This is a genomic window from Acidovorax sp. GW821-FHT11A03 (assembly GCF_058809075.1).
In genome coordinates this window covers 264,088-288,726 of sequence record NZ_JBXASG010000002.1, presented here as the reverse complement: position 1 = coordinate 288,726, position 24,639 = coordinate 264,088, and the positions used below count along the sequence as shown (strand labels likewise).

Below are 24,639 nucleotides of genomic sequence, written 5' to 3'. Positions count from 1 at the left end.
CCGGCTCGGGCCTCGGCCCCTGCAGGCCGCCGCGGGAGCCCCCGCGGCGGCCTTTTTGTTGGTGGGGTGGGCAGGCCGCCTCGTGGCAAGGCTCAAGGGCTTGTCACCTTGTGTCGATAAGGTGGTGGCGACCCAGGCCCGCATGCCGTGCGGCGCGCGGTTGCATCATTGACCTTCATTCCCACGAGAGCACTCCATGTCCATTTCCCACGCACGTGTTGCGGTCCGCCTGGCCCTGGCCTTTGGCGTTGTCTGCCTGGTCATGTCGCTGTCGGCCGCCGTCGGCATCTGGCGGCTGGCGGGGCTGCAGGACATCGCCGACGACCTGGGCGGCGCCTCGTCCGAGCGCGCACTGCTGGCGCGCGAGCTGCACGCCATCGTGGTGCTCAGCTCCGTGCGGGCCGAAACCCTGCTGGAAATCGACAACCCCGCCTACGCGGCGCGCATCGATGCCGACCGCAAGGTCACCTCTGCCCGGTCCGCCGACGTGCGCAAGCGGCTGGACGAACTGGCGGCGGACCCGGACTCTCAGGCCCTGTTCGATGCCATCGACAAGGCGGGCAATGGTTTTCGCACCGTGCGCGACGACCTCGTCAAGCGCCGCAAGGACGGCGAGGCCCTGCCGCCCGACGCCATCGCCACGCGCCTGCGCCCGGCGGCTGACGCCTATGCGGCGGCCGTGAACCAGCTGGCCGACTTCCAGCGCCAGCGCGTGGCCGAGGCCCGCGATGCCGCCGCCCGCAGCGAACGGCAGGGCATCACCCTGCTGGCGGCGGGTTCCGTGGTGGGGCTGCTGCTGAGCCTGGCCTGTGCCTGGCTGCTGTCGCGCTCCATCCTGCGGCCGCTGGCCCGTGCGTCCGAAGTCACCGACCGCATCGCCGAAGGTGACCTGACCTCGGCCGTGCCGGCCCCGGGCGCGGGCAACCGCGACGAGCTGCAGGCGCTGCTCGCGCGCCTGGGCGGCATGCAGGCACGCCTGGCCGCTCTGGTGGTGGGCATGCGCCAGGCCAGCACTTCCGTGGCCGGGGCCAGCAGCGAGATCGCGGCGGGCAACAGCGACCTGTCGGCCCGCACCGAGCACACGGCCTCCAACCTCGAAGAAATCGCCGCGAGCATGGAGGAACTGCTGGCCACCGTGCGCCACAGCGCCGACGCCGCCGCGCAGGCCAGCAGCCTGGCCACGGGCGCCAGCGGCGTGGCGCAGCGCGGGCGCGAGGCCGTGGACCGCGTGGTGGGCACCATGGATGGCATCGCGCTGTCGTCCCGCCGCATCGCCGACATCACCAGCGTGATCGACGGCATCGCGTTCCAGACCAACATCCTCGCGCTCAACGCCGCCGTGGAAGCGGCCCGGGCCGGAGAGCAGGGCCGGGGCTTCGCGGTGGTGGCCGGCGAGGTGCGCAGCCTGGCCCAGCGGTCGGCCACGGCGGCCAAGGAGATCGGCGGCCTGATCAGCGACAGCGTGCGCCAGGTGGACGAGGGCGCCAAGCTCGTGCACGCGGCGGGCAGCACCATGGGCGAGATCGTGAGCTCCGTGCAGCAGGTGGCCACCATCATTGGCGAGATCAGCACCGCCGCGCGCGAGCAGACCACGGGCCTGAGCCAGGTGGGCGAGGCGGTCTCGCAGCTCGACCAGATGACGCAGCAGAACGCCGCGCTGGTGGAAGAGTCCTCCGCCGCCGCGCAGGGCCTGCGCGCGCAGGCGCAGCAGTTGGCCGAACTGGTGGAGGCGTTCCGCCTGCCGGCTGGCAACGCGCTGCCGCGCTAGACAAGGGCGTCTTCCCTGGAGTGAAGCGCGGCGTCCAAGGCTGGCGCGGCCAAGCCGGCGCCACAGGGCGGTCACGATATTTCCACCCGCCAGCGCCTGCGCGGCGCGCGCAGCGCATGGCGCTTGCGGTACTCCGCCGGCGCCATGCCGGTGTAGCGCGCGAAGATGCGCCTGAAAGCCGCCGGGTCGGCGTAGCCGCAGGCCACGGCGACACTGGGCACGCTCTCCAGCGTCACTTCCAGCAGCACCTTGGCGCGGTGGCAGCGCAGGCCGTGCAGGTAGTCGAGCGGCGACTGCGACAGCTCCTGCTGGAAGTGCCGCAGCAGCGTGCGGGTGCTCACCGACGCGGCCTCGGCCAGCCGGGCCAGGGAGTACGGCTGGTCCAGGTGGGCCTCCATCCAGGCGATGGCGCGCGCCAGGGTGCTGTCGCGCGTGGCCGGGATGTGCTGCTGCGCGTTGGCCTGCAGGGCCGCGCGCGCACGCTGGTGGTCCGGCGCCATCACGGTCTCGCAGGCGGCGGCCAGTTCCTCTCCCAGCGCGTGGCGCACCAGGGCGATCGCCAGCAGGTTCACGCTGTGCGGCAGCGCGCAGCTGAGCCAGGGGCCGTCGTCCGACAGGTCCCGGCCCAGGCTGTGGCCGATGCCCGGGAAGTCCCGTTCGAAGCCCGCGATGTAGAACCAGGGCAGGCTGGCCTGGCGCCCGTTCAGGCGGCCGCTTTGCGCCGCCAGCCAGGCACCATTGCCCACCGTGAGCAGTTTCTGCCTGGCATCGAGCGCGATGCCCAGCTGCCGCGACAGCGCGCGGTGGCGGGCCGCCACCGCGCGGATGGCCGGAATGTCCGCGGCATGGAACGAGGGGATGAACAACGCGTGGGCCGGGGCGGAGGGCGCCGCCGTGTCCCCGGCCGGCGTGTAGGCCGCCAGCGGCCCTGGCAGGGAAGCGAGGGGCAGCAGCCCCCCGGCATCGAGCAGCCGCCAGGCCATGCGCGGCGCCTGCGCGCCCATGCGCAGGCCCGCCAGCAGGTTGGCGCCGCGCAGCAGGTCGATGAACTGCAGCGCATTGCCCACGGCGGACTCGGGCAGCAGCGGAATGTCCACGCGAAAGACCGGCGGCCTGGCGGGACTCGGGGGCAAGGACGAAGGTGACTGCGGCATGGCGGTATTGGCTCGTTGGATGGCCATTTTCGCTTGTCATGAAGAGGGTGCCGGCTTTTAGCATGAACGTGCTTTTTGCTCCCTGCTCCAGCCTTGCAAGCTGTCACCCACCCTATGGATCTGCCCATGCACAAACCCCTTTCCGCCATCGCGCTTGCCGCCGGCCTCGCCGCCAGCGGGCTGATCGCCGCCTCTTCGGCCCACGCCCAGGCGCTCGATGCCGCCGGCCTGCAGGCCATCGACACCGCCGTGAACAAGGTGGCGCCCAAGATGGTCAATTGGCGCCGCGACATCCATGCCCACCCCGAGCTCTCGGGCCAGGAGGTGCGCACCGCCAAGCTCGTGGCCGAGCACCTGAAGAAACTGGGCATGGAGGTGCAGACCAACGTGGGCGGCACCGGCGTGGTGGGCACCCTGCGCGGCGGGCTGCCGGGCAAGGTGGTGGCGCTGCGCGCCGACATGGACGCATTGCCCGTGCCCGAGAACACCGGCCTGCCCTTTGCCTCGAAGATGAAGGCCAACTACCTGGGCAAGGAAGTGCCGGTGATGCACGCCTGCGGCCACGACGCCCACGTGGCCATGCTCATGGGCGCGGCCGAGGCGCTGGCCGGCATGAAGGCCCAGCTGCCCGGCACCATCAAGTTCATCTTCCAGCCCGCCGAGGAAGGCGCGCCCGTGGAGGCCGACGCCAACGGCAAGGTGCCCAGCTTCGGGGCCAAGGCCATGGTGGAAGAGGGCGCCTTGAAGGATGTGCAGGCCATCTACGGCCTGCACATCACGGCCAACCTGCCGTCCGGCGTGGTGGGCTACCGCAGCGGCCCGCTCATGGCCGGATCGGACAACATCAGCATCCAGGTGGAAGGGCGCGGCGGCCATGGCTCGTCGCCCTGGAACGCAGTGGACCCGGTGGTGGCGGCCAGCCAGGTGGTGCTGGGCCTGCAGACCGTGGTGAGCCGCCAGCTCAACATCAGCCAGGAGCCCGCGGTGGTCACCATCGGCTCCATCCACGGCGGCACGCGCTACAACATCATTCCGGACAACGTGGAGCTGCTGGGCACCCTGCGCACCTTCGACGAGGGCATGCGCCAGGAGGCCTTGAAGCGCATCACCACCACCGCCGAGCAGATCGCGGCGTCGAGCGGCGCCAAGGCCAAGGTGCGCTTCGGCCCCGTGGCCTACCCGGTGACCACCAACCCGGCCGAGCTGACGGCCGCCTCGCTGCCCGCGCTCAAGCTGGCCACGGGGGGCAAGGCGATGATCATCCCCAAGGTGAGCGGTTCGGAAGACTTCTCGGAGTTCCAGAAGGTCGCGCCCGGCTTCTTCTACTTCCTGGGCGCGCCGCCCAAGGGCGCGGACTTCAACAAGGCTCCATCCAACCACTCGCCGCTGTTCGACATCGATGAAGACCAGCTGCCGGTGGGTGCGCGCACGCTGGCGGCGCTGGCGGTGGATTTCTTGCAGCGCAAGTAAGGCGTGGGCCTTGGCGCTGGGTCTGGTGCCGACGGCGCCGCATGGGGTTGGGGCTCTTCAGGTTGCGCGGGCTGAGCTTGTCGAAACCTGGGTTGGCTCTTTGGCTGATGGATGCGACATGCCTGTGTTGAGGGCGGGAGCCGGGGTGCGCGCCCGGCGGCGCGGTAACTTTCTCTTGGTTCGCCAAGAGAAAGTTACCAAAGAGAAGGCGACCCCCAGTCTGCGACCCCTTCGCGGTGCGAAGGGGCAAACCTGCGTCGGGGCGGTTGCGGGGTGCGCCGCAGAACTCACTGCGCGCCTTTGGCGCTCCGTTCAAACAACTGCGGCGAGTCAGTGCACGAAGCATGCGCGCTCCGACGCGCATGCCACCCCGCAACCGCCCCGCCGCAGGCGCAGCCAGCAGGGGGTGGACAGCCGAACATCCGAACAGCCACACGGGTCATCGCGTTGCTCGGCCCCGAACGCGCAGGCGCTTTGCGCCGCGACCGCCAGGCCGAGCGCAGCGATGGCCCGTGTGGATGTTCTCTCCCCCATCCCTTCAGGATGCGCCGAGGAGCGCAGGGCGTGGGGTGAGCGTGTGCCGAAGGACACACGCATCGTGAACTGACTCGCTGCGGTTGTCTGAGCGTAGCGCGGCAGCGCGCAGCGAGTTCCGCAGCGCACCCCACGACCGAGCACCGCAGGTTGCCCCACTCGCCCGCAGGGCGAGTGGGGACGCAGGCTGTAGGGTCGCCCTTTCTTTGGTGACTTTCTTTCGGCGACGCGAAAGAAAGTTACTCGCACGCCGGGCGACTCCCGGCCTCCGCCCTTGAACCAGGCACGCGGTGCAAACCAGCGAGCCTGCGAGCGCACCCCGGTTTCGACAAGCTCAACCCGAACGGATGGGGGTCGATGCGCCCAGTTTTCGACAGGCTCAACCCAACCGCGTATAGAGCGCAGCGCCCCGGCCCACCAGCAGCCTAAACGGCAGCAGCAGCGCCACACCCAGCACCAGCTTCACCCCCAGGTCCCCCAGCGCCCACGTCACCCAAGGGTCGCTGCTACCGGCAAAGGCGATGCTCCAGAACACTGCCGTGTCCAGCACCGCAGCCATCAGCGTGGCCACCAGCGGCGCGCGCCACCAGGTCCCGTGGCGCAGCCGGTCGAACACGGCGATGTCCAGCCATTGCGACAGCAAAAACGCCGTGCCGGACGCGATGGCAATGCGCGCAGGTGCCAGCACCAGCGACGCGGCCACCGCCACGGCAAAGCCCACCCAGGCCACACGGCGCGCCTGCTGCGGGCCGTGGGCGCGGTTGACCAGCTCACTCACCAGGAAGGCGACCGGGTAGGTGATCGCGCCCCAGGTGAGCCAGTCGTTGATCGGGAACTGCACCAGGATGTTGGAGGCCAGCACCACGGCGGCCATGGCCAGGGCAGCGGCAGCGAACTGCGCGCGGGTCGGGAGCGTCAGCGCAGCAGGCATGCCACCACCAGGTCAGGCACGGCCCAGCAGAGCACGCGCAACCGCCTCGCCCACCTTGATCCCGTCCACCCCCGCGGACAGGATGCCGCCCGCATAGCTGGCGCCTTCGCCCGCCGGGTACAGGCCGGCGGTGTTCAGGCTCTGCAGGTTTTCATTGCGCCCGATCTTGAGCGGCGACGAGGTGCGGGTCTCCACGCCGGTCAGCACCGCGTCGTGCATGTCGAAGCCCTTGATCTTGCGGCCGAACACGGGCAGCGCCTCGCGCAGTGCCGCGATGGCGTAGCCGGGCAGGGCGGCGTGCAGGTCGCCCAGGGCCACGCCGGGCTTGTACGAAGGCTCCACATCGCCCAGGTGCTTCGATGGAGTGCCCTGGATGAAGTCGCCCACCAGCTGCCCCGGCGCGCTGTAGTCGCGCCCGCCGAGCACGAAGGCGTTGGATTCGAGCTGGCGCTGCAGCACGATGCCCGCCAGCGGGTGGAACTGGCCCTGCGGCAGAGCTTCGATGCCGTGGGTGTGGCCCAGATGGGTGTCGAAGGCGGCAGCGTCGGTAGGGTAGTCGCTCGGATCGATCCCCACCACCATTCCCGCGTTGGCGTTGCGCTCGTTGCGGGAGTACTGGCTCATGCCGTTGGTGACCACGCGGCTCGGCTCGCTGGTGGCGGCCACCACGGTGCCGCCGGGGCACATGCAGAAGCTGTACACCGCCCGGCCGTTCTGCGCATGGTGCACCAGCTTGTAGTCGGCCGCGCCCAGGAGCGGGTGGCCGGCGTGGCGGCCCCAGCGGGCGCGGTCGATGATGCCCTGCGGGTGCTCGATGCGAAAGCCGATGGAAAACGGCTTGGCCTCCATGGCGACGCCGCGGTCGTACAGCATGGCAAAGGTGTCGCGCGAGCTGTGGCCCAGGGCCATCACCACATGGTCGGCGCGCAGGTCGGTGGTCTCGCCCGTGGCCTGGTTCAGCACCTTCAGGCCGCGCAGGTGGCGGCCCTCCCCGGCGCCTTCGACGACCACGTCCGTCACGCGCTGCTCGAAGCGGATCTCGCCGCCCAGCGCGATGATCTGCTCGCGCAGGTTCTCCACCACCTTCACCAGCTTGAAGGTGCCGATGTGCGGGTGGGCCACGTACAGGATTTCCTCGGGCGCGCCGGCCTTCACGAACTCGTTCATCACCTTGCGGCCCAGGTGGCGCGGGTCCTTGATCTGGCTGTAGAGCTTGCCGTCGCTGAAGGTGCCCGCGCCGCCCTCGCCGAACTGCACGTTGCTTTCGGCATGCAGCTCGCGCTTGCGCCACAGGCCCCAGGTGTCCTTGGTGCGCTCGCGCACGGGCTTGCCGCGCTCGAGCACGATGGGCTTGAAGCCCATTTGCGCCAGCACCAGCGCCGCGAAGATGCCGCAGGGGCCAAAGCCCACCACCACGGGGCGCAGGGGCAGGTCGGCCGGGGCCTGGCCCACGGGGTGCCAGGCCATGTCGGGCGTGGGCTGGATGTGCGGGTTGCCCGCGAACTGCGCGAGCAGCGCGGCCTCGCGCTCTGGCTGGGCGAGGGTGATGTCGATGATGTACACCGCCAGCAGCTCCACCTTGCGCGCGTCGAAGCTGCGCTTGAAGACGTGCAGGTAGGTGATGTCGGCCGGGGCCAGGCCCAGCAGCCTGGCGGCGGCGGCGCGCAGCAGCGCGTCGGGGTCTTCGGCCGCCGTGAAGGGCAGCCGGATTTCGGAGAGGCGGATCATGGTCTTGCGGGCCCGTGTCGATCGGGCGGGGTGCAAAGTCGTGGGGCCGTGATTTTACCGGGCCGCTGGCGCGCGGCCCCGTGCCTGCCGTGGGCGCCCTTGGCGTGGGGTAGGCGATTTTTCAAAAATGATAGCTGCTACCGCTTGATGGATAAGCGCTGCAACCGGTTTTTATGCGGATCTTCCGTCGCCGGTGGCCTCGCCCCTGCGCCAGCGCAGCTCGGCCACGCCAAAGCCCAACGCGGCCAGCAGCAGGGGCAGGAAGTAGTACAGCGCCCGGTACGCCAGCAGGGCCGCCAGCACCTTGTCCTGGCCCAGCGCGCCGTGGGCCAGCAGCGCGACGCCCACGGCCTCCAGCACGCCCAGGCCCGCGGGCACCCGCAGGACCAGCCCGGCCACCGCTCCCAGCTGCACGGTGGCGAGCGCGGCGGGGTAGCTCACCGCGCCCTGCAGCACGGCCCACAGCGCCGCGCCCATGAGCATCCAGTTCGTGGCCGACGCCGCCACCTGCCACAAGGCCACGGGCCACCGGGGCAGCGGAAAGGCGTGGCCGCGCAGCGTGAGGGCCCGTCCGCCGCGCGCGGCGCACAGCGCCACGTACGCCACGGGCAGGCAGCCCAGCACCGCGCCGCCCAGCCGCCATTGCCATGGCGTGGCGGCCCAGCCGGCCAGCAGCGGGGGCTGCCACAGCCAGGGGAGGACCGCCGCGAGCAGCAGGTAGCCCACCCAGTTGGTCAGCACGCTGGTGCCCACCACCTGCCCGATGGTGCCCGCGTCCACCCCGCGCCGCGCGTACAGCCGGTAGCGCACGCCCACGCCGCCGATCAGCGAGCCCAGGTTGAGCGTGAAGGGATAGCTGGTCATCGCGATGCCCAGCGTCGCGCGGCGCGTGAGCCGGTGGCCGCTGCAGTGGCGGCCCACCCAGTCGAAGCTGCCGTAGGTGAAATGGCTGGCCAGGGCCAGCGCTCCCGCCACGGCGAGCGCGCTGGCGGGCAACGCCTGCAGGGCGCGCAACACGGCGGGCCAGTCCACCAGGCGCGCCTGCCGGAAGATGAGCCAGGCCACCCCCCCGAAGAACGCCGCCGCGAGGCCGCGCGTGAGCCACGGCCACCAGGGGCGCTGGGTGAGGCCGCGCCAGCCGGAAGGGGCACCGGGGGCCTGCCTGCCCGCGGCCAGGGGCGGCAGGGCCGGGTGGCGCGGGGTCGTGGTGGTGGCTGCCATGGGATGCCGGGGCCGCCTAGGCGGCCACGCCCGCGCTGCTGTTGTTGTTGGTGCCGTTGCCGTTGCCGGCGGCATCGCCCGCGGGCTGCGCGGGGGCCGGCGCCTTGCGGACCATGGTGATGGTGGGCTCGTGGCGGGGCAGCCAGCCGGCCCAGGTGGGAAACCACCGCATCAGGTGGAAGACCACGTAGCTGCGCAGCAGGCGCAGGCCGTCCAGCCGCCCCGGCGGCGGGGCCTCGATCTGCCGGCAGTTGTTCTCCATCAGCCGCGCCAGGCGGCGATGGAGCTGGGCGTTGAAGCCGCGGTCCTGGATGATCACGTTGGCCTCGAGGTTGAGCGACAGGCTCAGCGGGTCGAGGTTGCTGGAGCCGACGGTGGACCATTCGTCGTCCACCAGCGCCACCTTGCCGTGCAGGGGCCGCTCGCAGTATTCATACACCTGCACGCCCGCGCGCAGCAGGTGGTCGTAGAGCATGCTGGCCGCCGTGCGCACGATGGCCATGTCGGGCTGGCCCTGCAGGATGAGCCGCACATCGACCCCGCGTTTGGCGGCGCGCCGCATCTCGCGGATGAAGCGGTAGCCCGGGAAGAAATACGCATTGGCGATCACCACGCGGTGGCGTGCCGACCGCAGGGCCACGCGGTAGTGGCGTTCGATGTCGCTGCGGTGGTCGTGGTTGTCGCGGGTCACGAAAATGGCATGGGCGGTGCCCGCGTGGGGCCGCCCCGTGGCGGCCGCGCCGCCCGGGCGCCGGCGCTGCGCGCCCTCCTGCACGGCCTCGCGCAGGAAATGGTGCATCTGCGCCACGATGGGGCCGCGCACCTGCACGGCGTAGTCCTGCTTGGCCTCGGGGCCGAAATCCGCCACGTGGTCGGCCGAGTAGTTGATGCCGCCGATGAACCCCAGCTCGCCGTCCACCACCACCATCTTGCGGTGCATGCGGCGCAGCATGTTCAGGCGCTGGCCCATGAAGCGGCGGCCCGGGTCGAAGATGCGAAAGCGCACGCCCGCCTCGACCAGGCTGCCCACGAAGCCGTCGGACAGGTCGGGCGAGCCGAACCCGTCCACCAGCACATGCACTTCCACTCCGCGCCGGGCGGCCGCGAGCAGGGCGGCGTGCAGTTCCTGGCCGATCTTGTCCTCGAACAGGATGAAGGTCTCCAGCAGCACTTCGCGCCGTGCCTTTTCAATCGCGCCGAACACCCGGGGGAAAAACTCCTCGCCGTTTTCCAGCAGATCGAAGTGGTTGCCCGGCACCCAGCGGGATGAGCGTGGTGCGCGAAACGAGCGGGAAGATAGGCTCATAGCAGGATCTCCGCCGCCAGGGGTGCGTGGTCCGAAAGCTTGTCCCAGGGCTTGCGCGGCAGCGACAGGGGCGCATGCACGGCCGCGTTGCGCACGTAGATGCGGTCCAGCGCGAGCAGCGGCATGGACGCGGGGAAGGTGCGCACCGCCCGGCCGAAGGCCTGCACGAACACCTCCTGCAGGCCCGCCCCCCGCTGCAGGATGGCGTGCGCGCGGTGGCGCCAGTCATTGAAGTCGCCGGCCAGCACCACGGGCTCGCCGGGCGGGAAGGTCTTGAGCAGCTCGCACACCCGCTGCAGCTGGCGCTGGCGGTGGGCCTCCTGCAGCCCCAGGTGCACGCACACGGCATGCACGGGCAGGTGGTGGCCGGGCGGCTGCAGCACACAGTGCAGCATGCCGCGCCGCTCGGGCCCGCTGATCGAGATGTCATGGTTCTCGTAATGCGTGATGGGGAACTTGGACAGCAGGGCGTTGCCGTGGTCGCCGTTGTCATACACGGCATTGCGCCCATAGGCGTACTGCGACCAGATGGTGTCGGCCAGGAACTCGTAGTGCGGCACCTGCGGAAAGTTGGCGAGCCGGCTGGCATGGCGGTGGTGCGTGCCCTGGACCTCCTGCAGAAAGACCAGGTCCGCCGCCACGCTGCGCACCGCCTCGCGCAGCTCGTGCAGCATGAAGCGCCGGTTGAAGGTGGTGAAGCCCTTGTGCACGTTCACGGTGAGCACCTTGAACGCGATGGGTTGTGAGGGGAGGGTGTCCATGGGCAAACAATCGTTGTGGGGCCCTCCGGCGCGGGGCGCCGCCAGGGGCGGGCCGAAGGGTGAAACGATTGTTGGGGCCGCAGTGCGCCGCCGCTGTAGGACGGCTGGCCGTGGGTGTGTGCTGCGCTGGCCGAAAAAGGCTTTCGGCCCTGAACCCGTGCCTTGGCTACGTGCTGGGGGCTGGCACCAGGGGCCGGCCGCCCCCGCAGCACCTTGGAAACTGGCGCGCCCCAGGCCGGTGCACCCGTGGAACTGGCTCTGCCAGGCCACCGGGTGCGTCCCCCTGGGGGCTGAGACGCCGCGGCTCCAAGCCTGCCTGCGCAGGCTTGGACGGCATCGAAGAGGCACCGCCTCTGGCGGTGGCACCAAGCGGTTGCGCCTCAGGGGGGCAATTTATGCAGGCAGGAACCCCTCCACCGACAGATAACGCTCGCCCGTGTCGTAGTTGAAGCCCAGCACCTTGGCGCCCGCAGGCAGCTCGGGCAGCTTCTGCGCAATGGCGGCGAGCGTGGCGCCCGACGAAATGCCCACCAGGATGCCTTCTTCACGCGCGCAGCGGCGTGCGTATTCGCGGGCGGGTTCGGCATCGACCTGGATCACGCCGTCGAGCAGGCTGGTGTCGAGGTTCTTGGGGATGAAACCCGCGCCAATGCCCTGGATGGGGTGGGGCGCCGGCGCGCCGCCCGAGATCACCGGCGATGCCGTGGGCTCCACCGCGAACACCTTGAGGTTCGGAAACCTGGCCTTGAGCACCCGCGCCACGCCCGTGATGTGGCCGCCCGTGCCCACGCCCGTGATCAGCACGTCGATGCCGTCGGGGAAGTCCGCCAGGATCTCCTGCGCGGTGGTGCGCACATGCACGTCGATGTTGGCGGGGTTCTCGAACTGCTGGGGAATCCACGAGCCCGGCGTCTGCGCCTGCAGCTCCTGTGCGCGGGCGATCGCGCCCTTCATGCCCTTTTCGCGCGGGGTCAGGTCGAACTGCGCGCCGTAGGCCAGCATCAGGCGGCGGCGCTCGATGCTCATGCTGTCGGGCATCACCAGGATGAGCTTGTAGCCCTTGACGGCCGCCACCAGCGCCAGGCCGATGCCGGTATTGCCCGAGGTGGGCTCGATGATGGTGCCGCCGGGCTGCAGGGCGCCGGACTTCTCGGCGTCTTCCACCATCGACAGCGCGATGCGGTCCTTGATGGAGCCGCCGGGGTTGCTGCGCTCGGACTTCACCCACACGTTGGCCGCCGGGCCAAACAGGCGGTTGATGCGCACGTGGGGCGTGTGGCCGATGGTTTGCAGAATGTTGTCAACTTTCATGGCGTCTCCTGTGAGGTGCAAAGAGGGGTGTGACGCGCATTCTGAACCACTTGTTCTGCTGTCTGGGTGATATGGATATGCCGGGGCCTGTGGGTTGCGGGCCGGCCGGCAGGGGTTGTCCCCGGCCCCGGCCGCGCGGCGGGCCCGGGGGGCGGGCTACGCCGGTGTGATCTCGACCCGCATGGCCCCGTCCACCGGCGTGGTCTGCACCCGCACCGGCAGGCCCAGCGCGATGGTCTGCGCATTGGTGGCCGTGTGCTGCGTCACCTCGGTGCAGGTGTAGCGCGCGGCTTGCCCGCTGCGCCACACCGCCAGGGCCAGCGGCAGCATCCACTGGTCCGCCAGGTGCGGGCCCAGGGCGCCCCCGCTGCGCTGGTAGGCGCGCACCTCGTCCACCAGCCGCTTGGCGACCTGCTCGGCCGACAGGCTGCGCGCGCCCAGCTGGCAGAACACCTCGGTGACGTGCTCGTACTCCAGCGTGGCGATCAGCGCATTGCCCGGCCCCTCGTTCTGGCGCGTGGGCGGCTGGCGCAACTGGCCTGCTTCAAAGGTCCAGCCCATCCGCTGGCCCAGGGTCTCCAGCTCCCGGTAGGGGATGTTGCGGGCCAGGCCGGGCGCCAGCGCATCGGCCCACCCGGTCTTCAGCGTGCCGCGCTCCAGCACGTCCACCGGGGCCAGGGTCTGGGCTGGGGGCGTGATGTGCGCCAGCACCTCGCCGCCCCCGGCGGGGTAGAAGCCCCGCCGCTGCAACTGCAGATCCAGCCCCACCCCCAGCCGCCGCACCAGCGGCGCAAACGCCCGTTCCAGAAAGTCAAACGGCGGCGCCATCGGGTTGTGCGTGCCGCCCGACAGCTGCACACGGCTCTCGCCGTCGGCCAGCATCAGCGCGGGCAAGACCGTTTGCAGCACCAGCAGGCAGCTGCCCGCCGTGGCGATCTGAAAGCGGTAGTCGCCAGAACGAACCGCGCCCGGCGTGAACCGCAGCGTCTGGGAGCCCAGCTCCGCCCCCTCGGCCTGCCCGCCGCACACGGCGGTGGCCGCCTGCACGCAGGCCAGGTGCTGGCGCATCAGTCCCGGCTTGGGCCGCCCGGCCCGGATGCGCGTGATGTGCAGCGGCCGGCCGGTGGCCATGGAAAGGGCCAGGCCGGTGCGCAGGATCTGGCCGCCGCCTTCGCCGGTGGTGCCGTCGAGGGTGAGGGGGTTCTGCATTGCCTGGCCCGGTGGATGAATAACGTATTTCTCGCTCAACATGACCTCAAATATCTGTTTCGGAAGCGCACGATGCGTGACGCTGGATTGCTTTTTCCATGCGCAGCGCTCGTCCGCTAATCCATGGGTTTCGGTTGCTGCATAGGGCTCGCAGCTGTTGCATAAAAGGCTTGTCTGCCACCTTAATGGCCAGCCGACAGTCGTATCGGAAACTGCCCGTGGAAGGACGACGGACGATGGATCGCAGCAGAGCCTCTTGTGTGTCCGTGCGCTCCCGGTGTTGTAATTCCGCCTGTTTGAGCTTGGTACAAACCACATCGCGCAAATAGCCGGAGCGAAAGAATCTCGGACTGATCTGCAAGTACAGGATCGCTGCGTCACGCCACACCCCGCTTCCAGTCACGATGTCGCGTTGTGCCTGTGCACTCCAAAGTTCCCACAGCGGGCTTTGGTAAGTCCGAAACTCCTCGGCAGCCTGCCGGTACTCCTTGCGCGATTCCGTGTTCGAGCGTTGGCGCATGGCTGCAGCGCGGCAAGCAGCGTGCAGTCGGTTCATTTCAGCCTCAGTTTCATAGATGACGAGGGCGTCGATCATTTGTTTTCACACTGAGTTGTATGCCGCGTGTGCCGCGTGTGCCGCGTGTGCCGCGTGTGCGGCGTGTGCGGCGTCATAACGCAACACCGTGTCATGCAGCAGCGCATCCAGCGCGGCATTACCCGGCACCGGCAAGGCTTGCACAGGCTCGGCCGCGTTGCGCGCCAGCTCTGCCTCGATGAACGCATGGATGCCGGGCCAACGTGGGCTGGTGGCGGCCTCGCCTGCGCGCATTTTCACCCCCAGCAGTGCGTTGATTTCCGTGATCAGTACCGCGTCCCGCGCGGCGTCCAGCGTGTGCTGGGCCAGCTCGGCAAAGCGCATGGGCGGCACACCGGGCTGCGTGCGTATCCACCGCGCGGCCAGCAGCGGGCGCAGCACGTAGAGGTACTTCTTGTAGCGCACCTTATCGGCCTGCAGGTGCTCGAGAAAGTTCTTCTTGGCCATGGAGGCGTAGTGGTGCCAGCCCTTGGCGTTGGAGAACACCTGCGCCGCCAGCGCGCGAAACTGCGCCATGGTGCCCGCCTCTTCGCGGTACACGATGGGCGAGCCCAGCCATTCGAGCAGCGTGGGGTTCGACTCGCGCATCAGGCCCAGCGCCTTGCGCAGGTCCCAGCCGTTGATATCCAGGTCGCCGCTGATCGGCACCTCGATCACATCGCGCCCCGGCGCCACCGTGAGGTACCAGGGCGGCCGGTTCACGTAGATGAAGCGCACGTCGTAGTAGCTGTCGGGCGAGGCAAAGCCCCAGCCCCGGCTGCCGGACTCGCAGGCGAATAGCACGGTCACATCGTGCCGGGCTTCGATGTCGCGCAGAGCCTCCAGCACCTGCGCGCGCATGTGGGGCTCCACCGGCTGGACGGAGCGCAGCATTTCTTTTTGTTCTGTTGTATGCATGAAAATGGGCTGTAGCGCTTTAGGGATAAGCGCTAGCAGCTATAAAAAATATAGTTGCCTACTGTGGCAATGGGCCTCTCTACGCTGCAGATGCAGCACAAGATCTCTCTGTTGTCCGGCCTCGGTCTATACGTTTGTCTAGGTGGAGGTAATAGTAGATAGAGCGGTATCAAGCGTTCTGAGATGCTGTTTCAATAGCGACCGGGAATGCTCCGCTTCATCGCTCCACCACCACGGAAAGGACTGACTTTCACTCAACGCATTGACTGTTTTCGATGCGGCCTGAGCTACGCTTACAACGTGCTGCTTGAAGACCAAATGATGATTCGCCTGGAAGTGGGTGAGGCTATTTCGCAGCTGGTTCAACTCACTCATCCAACGATCCATATCCCTGCTTAGGGATAACGTGATGTCGTCCTCTCGCTTCATTTGCGCCGTGTCTTTGACGTCTGCATACAGTTCCATGAAAAAGTTCAAGCGCACATCGGGATAGCCTTGAAACGGCGTTGATTCAGTTTGCTGTTTCTCATGTGCTTTCAGCTATGCCTGCGCATCCTTCTTGTGCCATGAGGCTATTCCATTGCCCTGATTTAAGTAGCAGGTCATCGCGGCTTGTGCTGCGGAGTGCGCTGCCACGACAAGCCACTTGGGCGAGCAAGTTCCCTTCCCTAGGCGCTGTGCTTGCTCTGCCGCTTGAGCTGTAGAGTCGATTACGTCGTCCAGCATGCTTAGTTCGTAGCAGTTCATCCCTTTACCCCTTCACACACACCACCTGCTTGAGCGTGTACACCACCTCCACCAGGTCCTGCTGCGCCGCCATCACCGCGTCGATATCCTTGTAGGCCATCGGGATCTCGTCGATCACGTCGGCGTCCTTGCGGCATTCCACGCCCTCGGTGGCGGCAATCTGGTCGGCCACGGTGTACATCTTCCTGGCCTTGGTGCGGCTCATGGTGCGGCCCGCGCCGTGGCTGCAGCTGTTGAAGCTCTCGGGGTGGCCTTTTCCGCGCACGATGAAGCTCTTGGCCCCCATGCTCCCCGGGATGATCCCCAGCTTGCCTCGCTCGGCACTCACTGCGCCCTTGCGGGTCACGAACACGTCCTGCCCGAAGTGCGTTTCGCGCTGCACGTAGTTGTGGTGGCAGTTCACGGCTTCCACGTGCGTCTCGAACGGCTTGGTGATCACCTTGCGCAGCGCGGCGATCACGCGGCCCATCATCACTTCGCGGTTGGCGGCGGCGAACTTCTGCGCCCACCCCACGGCCTTCACGTAGTCGCCGAAGTACCGCGCGCCTTCCTCGAAGTACGCCAGGTCCTTGTCGGGCAGGTTGCGCTGGTTCATCTCGGCATCCTTCTTGGCCAGCTCGATGAAGTGGGTGCCGATGGCGTTCCCCACCCCGCGCGAGCCCGAGTGCAGCATCACCCACACGGATTGGTGTTCGTCCAGGCAGATCTCGATGAAGTGGTTGCCCGTTCCCAGCGTTCCCAGGTGCTTGTAGTTGTTGGTCTTCTCGATGCGCGGATGCGCCTCGCAGATCTCCTTGAACTCGTCCACCAGGGCCGACCATGCGCGGTCGGTCTCGGCCGGCGGGGTGTCCCAGCTTCCTTTATCGCGGCCGAAGCGCTTGGGCGTCATCCCCACCGGCACGGCGCGTTCGATGGCGGCGCGCACACCGGCCAGGTTGTCGGGCAGGTCGCTGGCGGTCAGCGTGGTCTTGCACGCCATCATTCCGCACCCCAGGTCCACCCCCACCGCGGCGGGAATGATGGCCTTGAGCGTGGGCACCACCGAGCCGATGGTGGCACCGATTCCCAGGTGCACGTCGGGCATCACCGCCACGTGCTTGAACACGATGGGCAGGCGCGCGATGTTGCGCAGCTGGTTCCGGGCTTCTTCTTCCACGGGCACACCGTTCGTCCACATCTTCACGGGCACGCCGTTCGGCACTTCGTATTGTTCGTAGTTGTTGTTGGTCATATTGTTCTTTCGCATTTTGTTGTTCATTGCACCATTCCGCGCGCTGCGGCCTGGGCGTAGTTCTTCAGTTCGTCGTCGTTCTTCACCTGGCGGATGAAGGCGTCCATGTGCGCCTGCAGTTCCTTGGGCCGCTTCAGGCGCACGCCCTCGTGGCCGATCCCGTGCAATGCGGACTCCTGTGCGGCCCTGAACGGCATCGCCAGCATCTCGCAGAACACCTGCCACATCGCGTCGCGCCATTCAGGGATGTCCTTGGCGTTCCAGAACGTGGGCCACACGTCAAACCACATGTAGCTCACGAAGCAGAGGCGGTCGCTTCGGCTCCCGATGGGGCTCGTCCCGGTGTCCAGGCGCGGGCCGAGGCAGTCGCGCCACAAGGTGGGCAGGGCCCGCATCATGCGCATCGCGTCGGCCAAGGGCACCGAGGGGTCGTTCGCCATGTGCGGGATGTCGCCCGCGTTGTTGCTCATCACATGGTTCAGGCCCATGCCCACCTGCTCGTCGCTGTAGGGCGCCAGGTCGGTGCCCGCGTTGGCGAACAGCACGGTCTGGATGTGTGTCCATTGCAGTGGCGTGGCGTCGAACTCCGGCTCGTCGATCAGCCAATACCACTCCTGCCCGCTCTTGTCGGGCACGGGGCGGTCGAAGAGGTAGCGCAAGGCCGCGCTGTACACCGCCGGGTCCAGGCCGACGGATGCGCAGGTGGCGGATGCGGTGTCCCGCTGCAGGCGCTTTGCTCTCGCTGTCAGTTTCTTGTTTTTCATGGCAGTTCCTGCTTTTCCATTTTTTCCATTTTTCTCAGCGCATCTTCACGAGGCCGTTCAGCACCTGGTCCAGGCCTCCGAACACCGAGATCTTGTCGATGCGCTCGGCCACGCGCTCCAGCGTCTCCAGTTCTTTCATGCGCAGGGCGACGGGGTTGTCCTCCATCACCTTCGCCGTGTTGAGCAGCGAGCGCGTGGCAGCCGTTTCCTCGCGGCGGCGTATCACGTTGGCCTCGGCCTGCTTCTGGGCCTGCACCACCTGGGTCAGGATGGCCTTCATCTCGCCGGGCAGCACGATGTCCTTCACGCCCACGCTCTCCAGCTGCATGCCGAAGGGCTGCAATTTGGCGGCCATGTGCGCGGTCACCACGTCGTCGATCACCGTCTTGCTCTCCAGCAGCTCATCGAGCGTGCGGGTGCCCACGGCGGCGCGCAGCGCGAACTGCAGCTCGCGGTACAGGTAGTCGGCGGGCTTTTGCAGCTGGGCAAAGGCGCGCAGCACATCGGTGGTGCGAAAGGTGGCAGACAGGTTCAGCCGCAGGCTCACCTTGTCGCGGGTCATGATGTCCTGGCCCGAGACCTCCACGGCCTGCAGGCGCAGGTCCACCAGTTCCACGGCGATGGTGCGGCCGTACTTCCAGAACGCGTAGGCGCCGGCCGCCAGCAGGCGTTCGACCTTGCCGTCCACCGTGAGCAGCGCGCACTGGCCCTCGGGCACCTGCACCTGCAGCACGCCGGTCAATCCGGCCACGCTGCGCTGGCGCAGTTGCGTTTGCGTCAGGCGCGCCACCAGGGCGGCGGGCAGCTCGGGGCCTGCCTGCAGGTCGATCACCTGCACGCTCACCTCCACCAGGCCTTTCCAATAGAGGCGGCGCGTGCCGGGGGGCAGCACCTCGACCAGCACGCCGTTTTCGCTGCGCAGGCCCACTTGCTGTTCCGACAGGTTCACTTGCACAAACTCTGCCGCCACCACGGCGGGTTCCTGCGCCATCAGGTAGTCGGCCAGGCCGTGGGTGAAGGCGGGTTGCTCCAGGGCGAAGGTCTCCACGCGCAGCTGGTCCATGCCGGCAAACAGCCAGTGCGTGCCACTGTGGAGCACGCGGTCAAAGCTGCCGTTGCGCAGCAGCAGGGCGCGTTCGTTCTTCTTCACGGTGGTGCGTTGGATCAACTTCGTCATTTTTTCTTCTCCTTGTTCTGTCGTTGTCGTTACTTCGCTGTCATTGCAATCAGGGTGCCGTTACAGCGATGGCGGGGTGCCAGGGGGCACAACCTCGGGCCTTGCAGTGCGCCGTGGCGGCTGCCCTGCAAGCAGGGCGGCAGCGTGGCTGGCTGCGGGCGCGGGCCGTGCCGGGTGCTGGCACAAACCGCCACCGGCTGACGGGGCCTTGCCTTGCGGTGGCGTTCCCAAAAAACGCCACCCTGGGGCAACTCCCCGCGTTCGGCGGGTGGTCTTTCGACCGGTACTTCCAAGTGCTGGCCTTGCGGCCTTGGGCAGGAATCGAACCTGCAACAGACCCCTTGCGGGGTTGCTCTACCAATGAGCTACCAATGGAGGCACGCCTGGAGTCGAACCAGGCATCCCTTGCGGGATGGCTACCACGGCCGTGCCGTTACCCAGCGTTTGCGGCGTGCGGCATGCGGGGAATCGACAAGAGCCCTGAGGCTCCGGATTCCCTGCACCGGCGGGGCGAACGTGTGTCCTAACCCCGGCCTGTGAGCGGTCACCGCTTGCGCTGGATGTCTTCTTTATTGCCAGATGCGTGCCAGCCTGTGGCTTGTGGTTTGATTTCTTTCAAGTCGTTGATTTGTAAGGGGAAATTTCTTCGATTGTTTTTTTGGTCTATTCGAGGTGCATAAAGTAACTAGAATGAAAGCTAGTTGAATAGATAAATGGAATGCGCAAAAACAAAGTCGTCATCGGTTTCCTGGGCACCCAGCTCGACGCCGGCAGGGGCGCGGGGCGGTGGGAAAAGTGGCGCCCCACGGTGTCGCTGGTGCAGCATGAGGATGTGGTGATCGAGCGGCTGGAGCTGCTCTACACGCCGCCCCATCAGGACCTGGCGCAGCAGGTGCGCGCCGACATGGCTGTTGCGTCCCCCGAGACCACGGTGAATCTGGCGCCCCTGCCCATTGCCGACCCGTGGGACTTTGGCGAGGTGTATGCCAGGCTGTTTGACTGGGCGCAGGCCTACCGCTTCGACACCGGGCGCGAGGAGTACTGGACGCACATCACCACCGGCACCCACGTGGCCCAGATCTGCCTGTTCCTGCTGGTGGAATCGCGCCGCATTCCAGGCGTGCTGGCGCAGACCTCGCCGCCCAAACGCCAGCAGATGGGCGACCCGGGCAGCTACACGCTGATCGACCTGGACCTGTCGCGCTACGACGGGATCGCCCAGCGCTTCGGCGCCGAGCAGCAGGACGCGGTGCAGTTCCTCAAGAGCGGCATCGCCACGCGCAACGCGCGCTTCAACGCGCTGATCGACGAGGTGGAGCGCGTGGCGGTGCGCTCGCGTGCGCCCATCCTGTTCACCGGACCCACGGGCGCGGGCAAGTCGCACCTGGCGCGGCGCATGTTCGAGCTGAAGAAGTCGCGCCACCAGGTGGAGGGCGAGTTCGTGGAAGTGAACTGCGCCACGCTGCATGGCGACGGCGCGGCGTCCACGCTGTTCGGCCACAAGAAAGGCGCCTTCACCGGTGCGGCGGCCGACCGCGCGGGCCTGCTGCGCACGGCGCACAAGGGCGTGCTGTTCCTCGACGAGATCGGCGAACTGGGCCTCGATGAGCAGGCCATGCTGCTCAAGGCGGTGGAGGAAAAGCGCTTCTACCCCCTGGGCAGCGACCGCGAGGTGGCCAGCGACTTCGAGCTCATCGCGGGTACCAACCGCGACCTGCGCACCGAGGTGGCGGCGGGGCGTTTTCGCGAAGACCTGTATGCGCGCATCAACCTCTGGAGCTATGTGCTGCCGGGCCTGGCGCAGCGGCCCGAGGACATCGAGCCCAATGTGGACCACCAGCTGGCCCGCGCAGGCGCCGAGCTGGGCCGCGGCGTGCGCTTTTCCAACGAGGCGCGCGCGGCCTACCTGCGCTATGCCCAGTCGCCCGAGGCGCTGTGGACGGGCAACTTCCGCGACCTCTCGGCCAGCGTCACGCGCCTGGCCACGCTGGCCGACAGCGGCCGCATCGGCCTGCCCCTGGTCGAGGCCGAGATCGCGCGCCTGCGCTGGCTGTGGCAGCCCGCCAGCGATGCGCGCAGCGGTCTGGCGTCCATGCCCGGCGCGGTGGGCCGCGGCGATCTGGCGGACCTGCTGGGCGAGGAAGCGGTGCACGCCCTGGACCTGTTCGACCAGCTGCAACTGGCGGCCGTGCTGCAGGTGTGCCGCCAGGCCCGCACCCTGTCGGACGCGGGGCGCCAGCTGTTCCAGGCCTCGCGCACGCAGCGCACGGTGGTCAACGATGCGGACCGGCTGCGCAAGTACCTGGCGCGGTTCGGCCTGGACTGGGAGCGCGCCGCTGCCGCTGGGCAGTAATCCTAGAAACGGCAGTTGACCGATTGGTTTCCTTCAACTTGCCATCTGAAGTCAGGTATGTGCTGCTTCGATGGCGTTCACTGGTTGGATGGGCACGCTATACACCCGCCAGCACCGCGCTCGGCGTGCCATGCGGCGTTGCTCCTCCTTGCAGGCAAGAGCCTGGAGCGTCGTCTCGCCTTGCCTGACGCACCGATCACGGCACTGACGGGCGCATTCAACTGCCGTTTCTAGGATAATCCACCCCGTGAAGCGCGCCAGACCGCCGCTGGTGCAATCTGGGAAACCAGGCACTGGAGGAACGTCCGGACTGCACAGGACAGCGTAGCAGCTAACGGCTGCCCACCGTGAGGTGAGGATCAGAGCAACAGAGACGAGTCCGGGTGGAAACTACCTGCCACGGAGTGTTCTGTGAGGCGCCAGCGCAAGCTGGCGAGAGGACAGCGAGAGCTGTCCGAACCCGGCGCAAGCCGGGTCCGAACAGCCACCCCGAGCGGGCAAGCCCGCTCGGGGTGAAACGGGCAATCTCTACGCGCAGCAATACCAAGTAGGCCAGCGTTGATGTGGTTCCGCAGAGCTGGCGGGTAGGTAGCACCGAGCCGTGGTGGCGACACCCGGCCCAGATTAATGGCGGTCACACTGCGGGCAACCGTGGTGCACAGAATCCGGCTTATCGGCGCGCTTCACACTTTATTTCCCCCAGCCTCAGCCTGGTGTAGGCGCTGATGTGCCGGTCGTGCCCGGCGCGGAGCACGCCACGGCGCGCTCAGCCTTTCGCGCAGTGGGGCGCATGCCCCTTCTCCAGCTCCGTGGCCCGCTCCACGGTGTCGGGGTGGCTGCTGAGCAGCGACCAGACCGGGTGCGACGCCATGTCTTCCGCCATCTTGCGCTTGCGCGAGCGCTCCGGGCTGCTGGCGCCGGGTTCGGCCGCTGTGGCCGCCTGGTCCTGGCCTGCTTTCTCCTTCTTCTTGTTGTCTTCTTCCTCTTCTGCTTCTTCTTCATCCTTCGCGATGGCCAGCAGCAGCTGGCCCATGGGCGCCGTGGGCAGGGCTGCCTGGCCCATCACCGCGATGGCGTAGCAGTCGGCTTCGCGCTCGTGGCTGCGGCTGTAGGCCAGCCCCGTGAGCACCGAGGCACCGGTGGAGACAATGCCGGACACATCGCCCAGCGCCAGCCCCAGGCCCATGCTGAGCACGCCCTGCTGCACCACCATGCGCGTGGTGTGCCGCTGCACCACATGGCCGATTTCGTGCGCCAGCACGCCCACCAGCGCGTTGTCGTCCAGTCCCTTGTCGGCGGCCGCCTTCACGATGCCGTCGGTCATCACCACCTTGCCGCCCGGCAGCGCAAAGGCGTTGGCGCCCATGCCCGAGCGGAATTCCAGGCTCAGGGGAGGCTGGTAGCCGGGGTAGCGCCGCAGGCCGGGGGGTGTGTGCTGCACCAGGGCGTCAAAGCGCGCCTTGAGCTGCTCCTGCCGCTCCCTGGGGAGCTTGCTGGGCTTGAGCGTGCCGCTGTCCATCTGGCGCAGCACGTTCTCGGCCACGCTGGTTTCCCAGGACAGGGGCACAAAGCGCGTGAGCTGCGTGGCGGCCCAGGGGGTGCCGTAGCGGTAGAACAGCGTGAGGCCGATGGCCGCCACCGCCACCACGCCCAGCAGCACGGGCCAGCGGGTCTGCATGCGCTGGGCCAGGCCCGGGCGTTCGCCAGCGGCGGCCAGGGCGGCGCGCCAGTCGTTCACGGCATCGATCTCCAGGCTGCCGTGGTCCCGCAGGTCCACGACCACGCGGGGCTGGGGCTTGCGCTCGTTCCAGGCCTCCGGCCAGCCCACATCCTTGCAGGCGAACACGGCCGGCGCGGCGCCTGGCTGCGAGAGCGGGTGTAGCACCAGCGACGGGCCCCGCGGCGTGGGGCGCAGGCCCACCATCACGGGGCGGGCTCTGCTGCTCTGGCCGTCGAACCAGCGGCCAGGCACGAGGGATGCAGCGTGAAGGGGGTCGTTCATGTCAGTCATCCATCACGTTGTAGGTGGCCCGGGGCCGGTGAAACTGGCGGCGGCACGGGCGAGCGGCCGCCCTGGCCGGACGCACCGGGGCGCGAAGCGCCTCAGGGGGATGCCCTCTACCCGCTATCCAATCAGGTCCAGGCCCGCCGCATCGGCCAGCGCATCGCCCAGGCCGCCTTGCTGCTGGCGCACCATGGCGCCCGCCACCTGTTCCACGCCGCCCTTGACATGCAGGGTGACGGATTCGCATTTCATGCGGTATTCGCTCACCCGCGCAAACGGACGGTACAGCCCCAGCGTGAGCAGGGTGAGCAGCATGTTCTTGATGCGCAGCCACACGTAGCGCCCGCTCTTCAGGTGGCACTTGAACCGTGCCACGTGGCTCACGCCGGTGTTGTTCCACATCAGCTGGAACATGCGCGCCTCGCGGTACGCGCGGGCGGGGGCCGAGGCCAGGATCAGCATGAAGATGCCCGCCACGATGGACACGATGATCACCACGAACAGCCACAGACCCATGCGGTCGCTCTGGCTGGCCACCAGCGCGATGGAGCTGCCCGCCAGGATGCCGATCAGCGCCGAAATGCCGACCACGCACAGGATGAACACGGCCACCGTGGCCAGCCACACCTTCACGAAATCCATGTACACCGGCTTCCAGCGGCCTTTTTCTGCGCCCACCTGGGCCTTGAGCACCAGCAGGCTCTTGTAGTTGTATTCGAGGCGGATGAAGCACAGCACCGTCAGCACCAGGCCCAGCAGCAGCAGGCCGCCCATGGCGGGGGTGAAGGCGGGCAGGGACCGCTTGGTGGTTTCTTCCTCGGCGGCCTGGAGCGCCTCGGCCAGTCCGGGCGACAGCACCTGCATGCCGAAGAACACGCCGAACCACACCAGCGCCAGCGCGAACATGGGCCAGCTGGCGATGTAGACCTCTTTCCAGCTGGCGGTGAACTGCAGGCGCAGGCCGCGCCAGCGCGTGGCCCCGAGCCGAAAGCGCATGGCGCTGCCCCAGATCAGGGGCGAGAGCACGGCGCCGGTCAGCAGGAACACGCCCACGGCCGCGTCCTGTCCGGTATTGGCGGCGATGTTGTAGGCCAGCGTGAGCAGCACCAGCAGCACGAAGCCCATCACCATCTTGCGCTGCTGCGCGGTGAATTCCAGGGGGCTGCCCGCCACCAGCGTGTGGCTGTAGAAGTACTGCGCGGTGCGGCGCCGGGCCCAGGGGGTGTAGATGCCCAGCGTGACGATGGACAGCAGCACGTTGACGATCCACACCCGGAAATACTCGCCGCCGCTGCCGGTGAATTCGAGCGGATGCGCGTCGATGTTCTGCGGCATGAACGTGGACATCGGCCCGGCGGCGCCGTCTCTGTCTGATGGAACTTGGCTCATGGACTCCCTCCTGTTTGTGGCGCAGTGTAGCAGCGGTCTGTGGAAAAAATATCAAGCCAGATGGGCCTCTGGCGCCTTTCCATCAAGC

General features: G+C 68.0%; 19 protein-coding genes, 1 tRNA gene and 1 other RNA gene. 4 read left to right on the top strand and 17 right to left on the bottom strand.

What is annotated here, in order from left to right:
* The first annotated feature begins 196 nt into the window (after positions 1-196).
* Positions 197-1,768: a methyl-accepting chemotaxis protein gene (locus AC1RVY_RS05055; protein WP_492254614.1), complete on the top strand. Its 1,572-nt coding sequence runs from the start codon at positions 197-199 to the stop codon at positions 1,766-1,768.
* A gap of 71 nt (positions 1,769-1,839) precedes the next feature.
* Here AC1RVY_RS05055 and AC1RVY_RS05050 read toward each other — a convergent pair whose 3' ends face one another.
* Positions 1,840-2,922, bottom strand: a complete 1,083-nt coding sequence (locus tag AC1RVY_RS05050) for a GlxA family transcriptional regulator (RefSeq protein WP_492805965.1) — start codon at positions 2,920-2,922, stop codon at positions 1,840-1,842.
* A gap of 126 nt (positions 2,923-3,048) precedes the next feature.
* Between AC1RVY_RS05050 and AC1RVY_RS05045 the strand changes: the two genes are divergently transcribed.
* Complete coding sequence (locus tag AC1RVY_RS05045; protein ID WP_218293262.1) at positions 3,049-4,392, top strand: amidohydrolase; 1,344 nt, start codon at positions 3,049-3,051, stop codon at positions 4,390-4,392.
* A 913-nt stretch (positions 4,393-5,305) separates the two neighbouring features.
* On the opposite strand, the gene AC1RVY_RS05040 is transcribed toward AC1RVY_RS05045, so the two are convergent.
* From AC1RVY_RS05040 to AC1RVY_RS04975, 14 genes are all read right to left on the bottom strand, one after another.
* Positions 5,306-5,857 carry a VUT family protein gene (locus tag AC1RVY_RS05040; protein ID WP_492805576.1) on the bottom strand — a complete coding sequence of 184 codons (552 nt, stop codon included), beginning with the start codon at positions 5,855-5,857 and terminating at the stop codon, positions 5,306-5,308.
* A 12-nt stretch (positions 5,858-5,869) separates the two neighbouring features.
* Complete coding sequence (locus tag AC1RVY_RS05035) at positions 5,870-7,585, bottom strand: NAD(P)/FAD-dependent oxidoreductase (protein ID WP_492805574.1); 1,716 nt, start codon at positions 7,583-7,585, stop codon at positions 5,870-5,872.
* A gap of 171 nt (positions 7,586-7,756) precedes the next feature.
* Positions 7,757-8,806 carry a lysylphosphatidylglycerol synthase domain-containing protein gene (locus AC1RVY_RS05030; protein ID WP_492805572.1) on the bottom strand — a complete coding sequence of 350 codons (1,050 nt, stop codon included), beginning with the start codon at positions 8,804-8,806 and terminating at the stop codon, positions 7,757-7,759.
* A 16-nt stretch (positions 8,807-8,822) separates the two neighbouring features.
* Complete coding sequence (gene clsB, locus AC1RVY_RS05025) at positions 8,823-10,112, bottom strand: cardiolipin synthase ClsB (protein ID WP_492254619.1); 1,290 nt, start codon at positions 10,110-10,112, stop codon at positions 8,823-8,825.
* The gene (locus tag AC1RVY_RS05020; RefSeq protein WP_218293267.1) at positions 10,109-10,873 is read right to left on the bottom strand and encodes an endonuclease/exonuclease/phosphatase family protein; all 765 of its coding nucleotides are present in this window, start codon (positions 10,871-10,873) and stop codon (positions 10,109-10,111) included. Before AC1RVY_RS05020 ends, clsB begins: the two co-directional genes overlap by 4 nt.
* Before the next feature lie 393 nt (positions 10,874-11,266).
* Positions 11,267-12,184 (bottom strand): cysteine synthase A, encoded by a 918-nt coding sequence (gene cysK, locus AC1RVY_RS05015; RefSeq protein ID WP_492805570.1) that lies wholly within the window; start codon positions 12,182-12,184, stop codon positions 11,267-11,269.
* A gap of 156 nt (positions 12,185-12,340) precedes the next feature.
* Complete coding sequence (rtcA, locus tag AC1RVY_RS05010) at positions 12,341-13,393, bottom strand: RNA 3'-terminal phosphate cyclase (RefSeq protein WP_492805569.1); 1,053 nt, start codon at positions 13,391-13,393, stop codon at positions 12,341-12,343.
* Positions 13,394-13,439: 46 nt separating this feature from the next.
* Positions 13,440-13,988 (bottom strand): hypothetical protein, encoded by a 549-nt coding sequence (locus AC1RVY_RS05005; protein WP_492805567.1) that lies wholly within the window; start codon positions 13,986-13,988, stop codon positions 13,440-13,442.
* 6 nt (positions 13,989-13,994) lie between these two features.
* Positions 13,995-14,861 carry a nucleotidyltransferase domain-containing protein gene (locus AC1RVY_RS05000; protein ID WP_492805566.1) on the bottom strand — a complete coding sequence of 289 codons (867 nt, stop codon included), beginning with the start codon at positions 14,859-14,861 and terminating at the stop codon, positions 13,995-13,997.
* A gap of 162 nt (positions 14,862-15,023) precedes the next feature.
* Positions 15,024-15,350, bottom strand: coding sequence for a hypothetical protein (locus AC1RVY_RS04995; protein WP_492805564.1), 327 nt, complete (start codon positions 15,348-15,350; stop codon positions 15,024-15,026).
* A 286-nt stretch (positions 15,351-15,636) separates the two neighbouring features.
* Positions 15,637-16,878, bottom strand: coding sequence for an RtcB family protein (locus tag AC1RVY_RS04990; protein ID WP_492805562.1), 1,242 nt, complete (start codon positions 16,876-16,878; stop codon positions 15,637-15,639).
* 8 nt (positions 16,879-16,886) lie between these two features.
* Positions 16,887-17,627 (bottom strand): hypothetical protein, encoded by a 741-nt coding sequence (locus tag AC1RVY_RS04985; RefSeq protein WP_369641410.1) that lies wholly within the window; start codon positions 17,625-17,627, stop codon positions 16,887-16,889.
* A gap of 34 nt (positions 17,628-17,661) precedes the next feature.
* On the bottom strand, positions 17,662-18,804 hold the full coding sequence (locus tag AC1RVY_RS04980) for a slipin family protein (RefSeq protein WP_369641411.1): 1,143 nt from the start codon (positions 18,802-18,804) through the stop codon (positions 17,662-17,664).
* Between the two features lie 306 nt (positions 18,805-19,110).
* Positions 19,111-19,183: transfer RNA gene (locus AC1RVY_RS04975), tRNA-OTHER, on the bottom strand.
* A 339-nt stretch (positions 19,184-19,522) separates the two neighbouring features.
* On the opposite strand from AC1RVY_RS04975, the gene rtcR reads away from it, so the two are divergent.
* Complete coding sequence (rtcR, locus tag AC1RVY_RS04970; RefSeq protein WP_369641412.1) at positions 19,523-21,157, top strand: RNA repair transcriptional activator RtcR; 1,635 nt, start codon at positions 19,523-19,525, stop codon at positions 21,155-21,157.
* A 249-nt stretch (positions 21,158-21,406) separates the two neighbouring features.
* An RNA gene (gene rnpB / locus AC1RVY_RS04965) (RNase P RNA component class A) lies at positions 21,407-21,846 on the top strand.
* Between the two features lie 77 nt (positions 21,847-21,923).
* Here the strand turns inward: rnpB and AC1RVY_RS04960 are convergent.
* Both AC1RVY_RS04960 and AC1RVY_RS04955 read right to left on the bottom strand, forming a co-directional pair.
* Positions 21,924-23,159 carry a M48 family metallopeptidase gene (locus AC1RVY_RS04960; RefSeq protein WP_369641413.1) on the bottom strand — a complete coding sequence of 412 codons (1,236 nt, stop codon included), beginning with the start codon at positions 23,157-23,159 and terminating at the stop codon, positions 21,924-21,926.
* Positions 23,160-23,282: 123 nt separating this feature from the next.
* Positions 23,283-24,551: a YjgN family protein gene (locus tag AC1RVY_RS04955; RefSeq protein WP_370628418.1), complete on the bottom strand. Its 1,269-nt coding sequence runs from the start codon at positions 24,549-24,551 to the stop codon at positions 23,283-23,285.
* Positions 24,552-24,639 lie beyond the last annotated feature (88 nt).

Bases quoted from the DNA above. Each gene is read 5' to 3' on its own strand.
- AC1RVY_RS04985 (WP_369641410.1), bottom strand. From the start codon at position 17,627: ATGAAAAACAAGAAACTGACAGCGAGAGCAAAGCGCCTGCAGCGGGAC.
- AC1RVY_RS05000 (WP_492805566.1), bottom strand. From the start codon at position 14,861: ATGCTGCGCTCCGTCCAGCCGGTGGAGCCCCACATGCGCGCGCAGGTG.
- AC1RVY_RS04990 (WP_492805562.1), bottom strand. From the start codon at position 16,878: ATGCGAAAGAACAATATGACCAACAACAACTACGAACAATACGAAGTG.
- AC1RVY_RS05005 (WP_492805567.1), bottom strand. From the start codon at position 13,988: ATGATCGACGCCCTCGTCATCTATGAAACTGAGGCTGAAATGAACCGA.
- AC1RVY_RS05040 (WP_492805576.1), bottom strand. From the start codon at position 5,857: ATGCCTGCTGCGCTGACGCTCCCGACCCGCGCGCAGTTCGCTGCCGCT.
- AC1RVY_RS05045 (WP_218293262.1), top strand. From the start codon at position 3,049: ATGCACAAACCCCTTTCCGCCATCGCGCTTGCCGCCGGCCTCGCCGCC.
- AC1RVY_RS04995 (WP_492805564.1), bottom strand. From the start codon at position 15,350: ATGGAACTGTATGCAGACGTCAAAGACACGGCGCAAATGAAGCGAGAG.
- clsB (WP_492254619.1), bottom strand. From the start codon at position 10,112: ATGAGCCTATCTTCCCGCTCGTTTCGCGCACCACGCTCATCCCGCTGG.
- AC1RVY_RS05020 (WP_218293267.1), bottom strand. From the start codon at position 10,873: ATGGACACCCTCCCCTCACAACCCATCGCGTTCAAGGTGCTCACCGTG.
- rtcA (WP_492805569.1), bottom strand. From the start codon at position 13,393: ATGCAGAACCCCCTCACCCTCGACGGCACCACCGGCGAAGGCGGCGGC.
- AC1RVY_RS05030 (WP_492805572.1), bottom strand. From the start codon at position 8,806: ATGGCAGCCACCACCACGACCCCGCGCCACCCGGCCCTGCCGCCCCTG.
- rtcR (WP_369641412.1), top strand. From the start codon at position 19,523: ATGCGCAAAAACAAAGTCGTCATCGGTTTCCTGGGCACCCAGCTCGAC.
- cysK (WP_492805570.1), bottom strand. From the start codon at position 12,184: ATGAAAGTTGACAACATTCTGCAAACCATCGGCCACACGCCCCACGTG.
- AC1RVY_RS05035 (WP_492805574.1), bottom strand. From the start codon at position 7,585: ATGATCCGCCTCTCCGAAATCCGGCTGCCCTTCACGGCGGCCGAAGAC.
- AC1RVY_RS05050 (WP_492805965.1), bottom strand. From the start codon at position 2,922: ATGCCGCAGTCACCTTCGTCCTTGCCCCCGAGTCCCGCCAGGCCGCCG.
- AC1RVY_RS04955 (WP_370628418.1), bottom strand. From the start codon at position 24,551: ATGAGCCAAGTTCCATCAGACAGAGACGGCGCCGCCGGGCCGATGTCC.
- AC1RVY_RS04960 (WP_369641413.1), bottom strand. From the start codon at position 23,159: ATGAACGACCCCCTTCACGCTGCATCCCTCGTGCCTGGCCGCTGGTTC.
- AC1RVY_RS04980 (WP_369641411.1), bottom strand. From the start codon at position 18,804: ATGACGAAGTTGATCCAACGCACCACCGTGAAGAAGAACGAACGCGCC.
- AC1RVY_RS05055 (WP_492254614.1), top strand. From the start codon at position 197: ATGTCCATTTCCCACGCACGTGTTGCGGTCCGCCTGGCCCTGGCCTTT.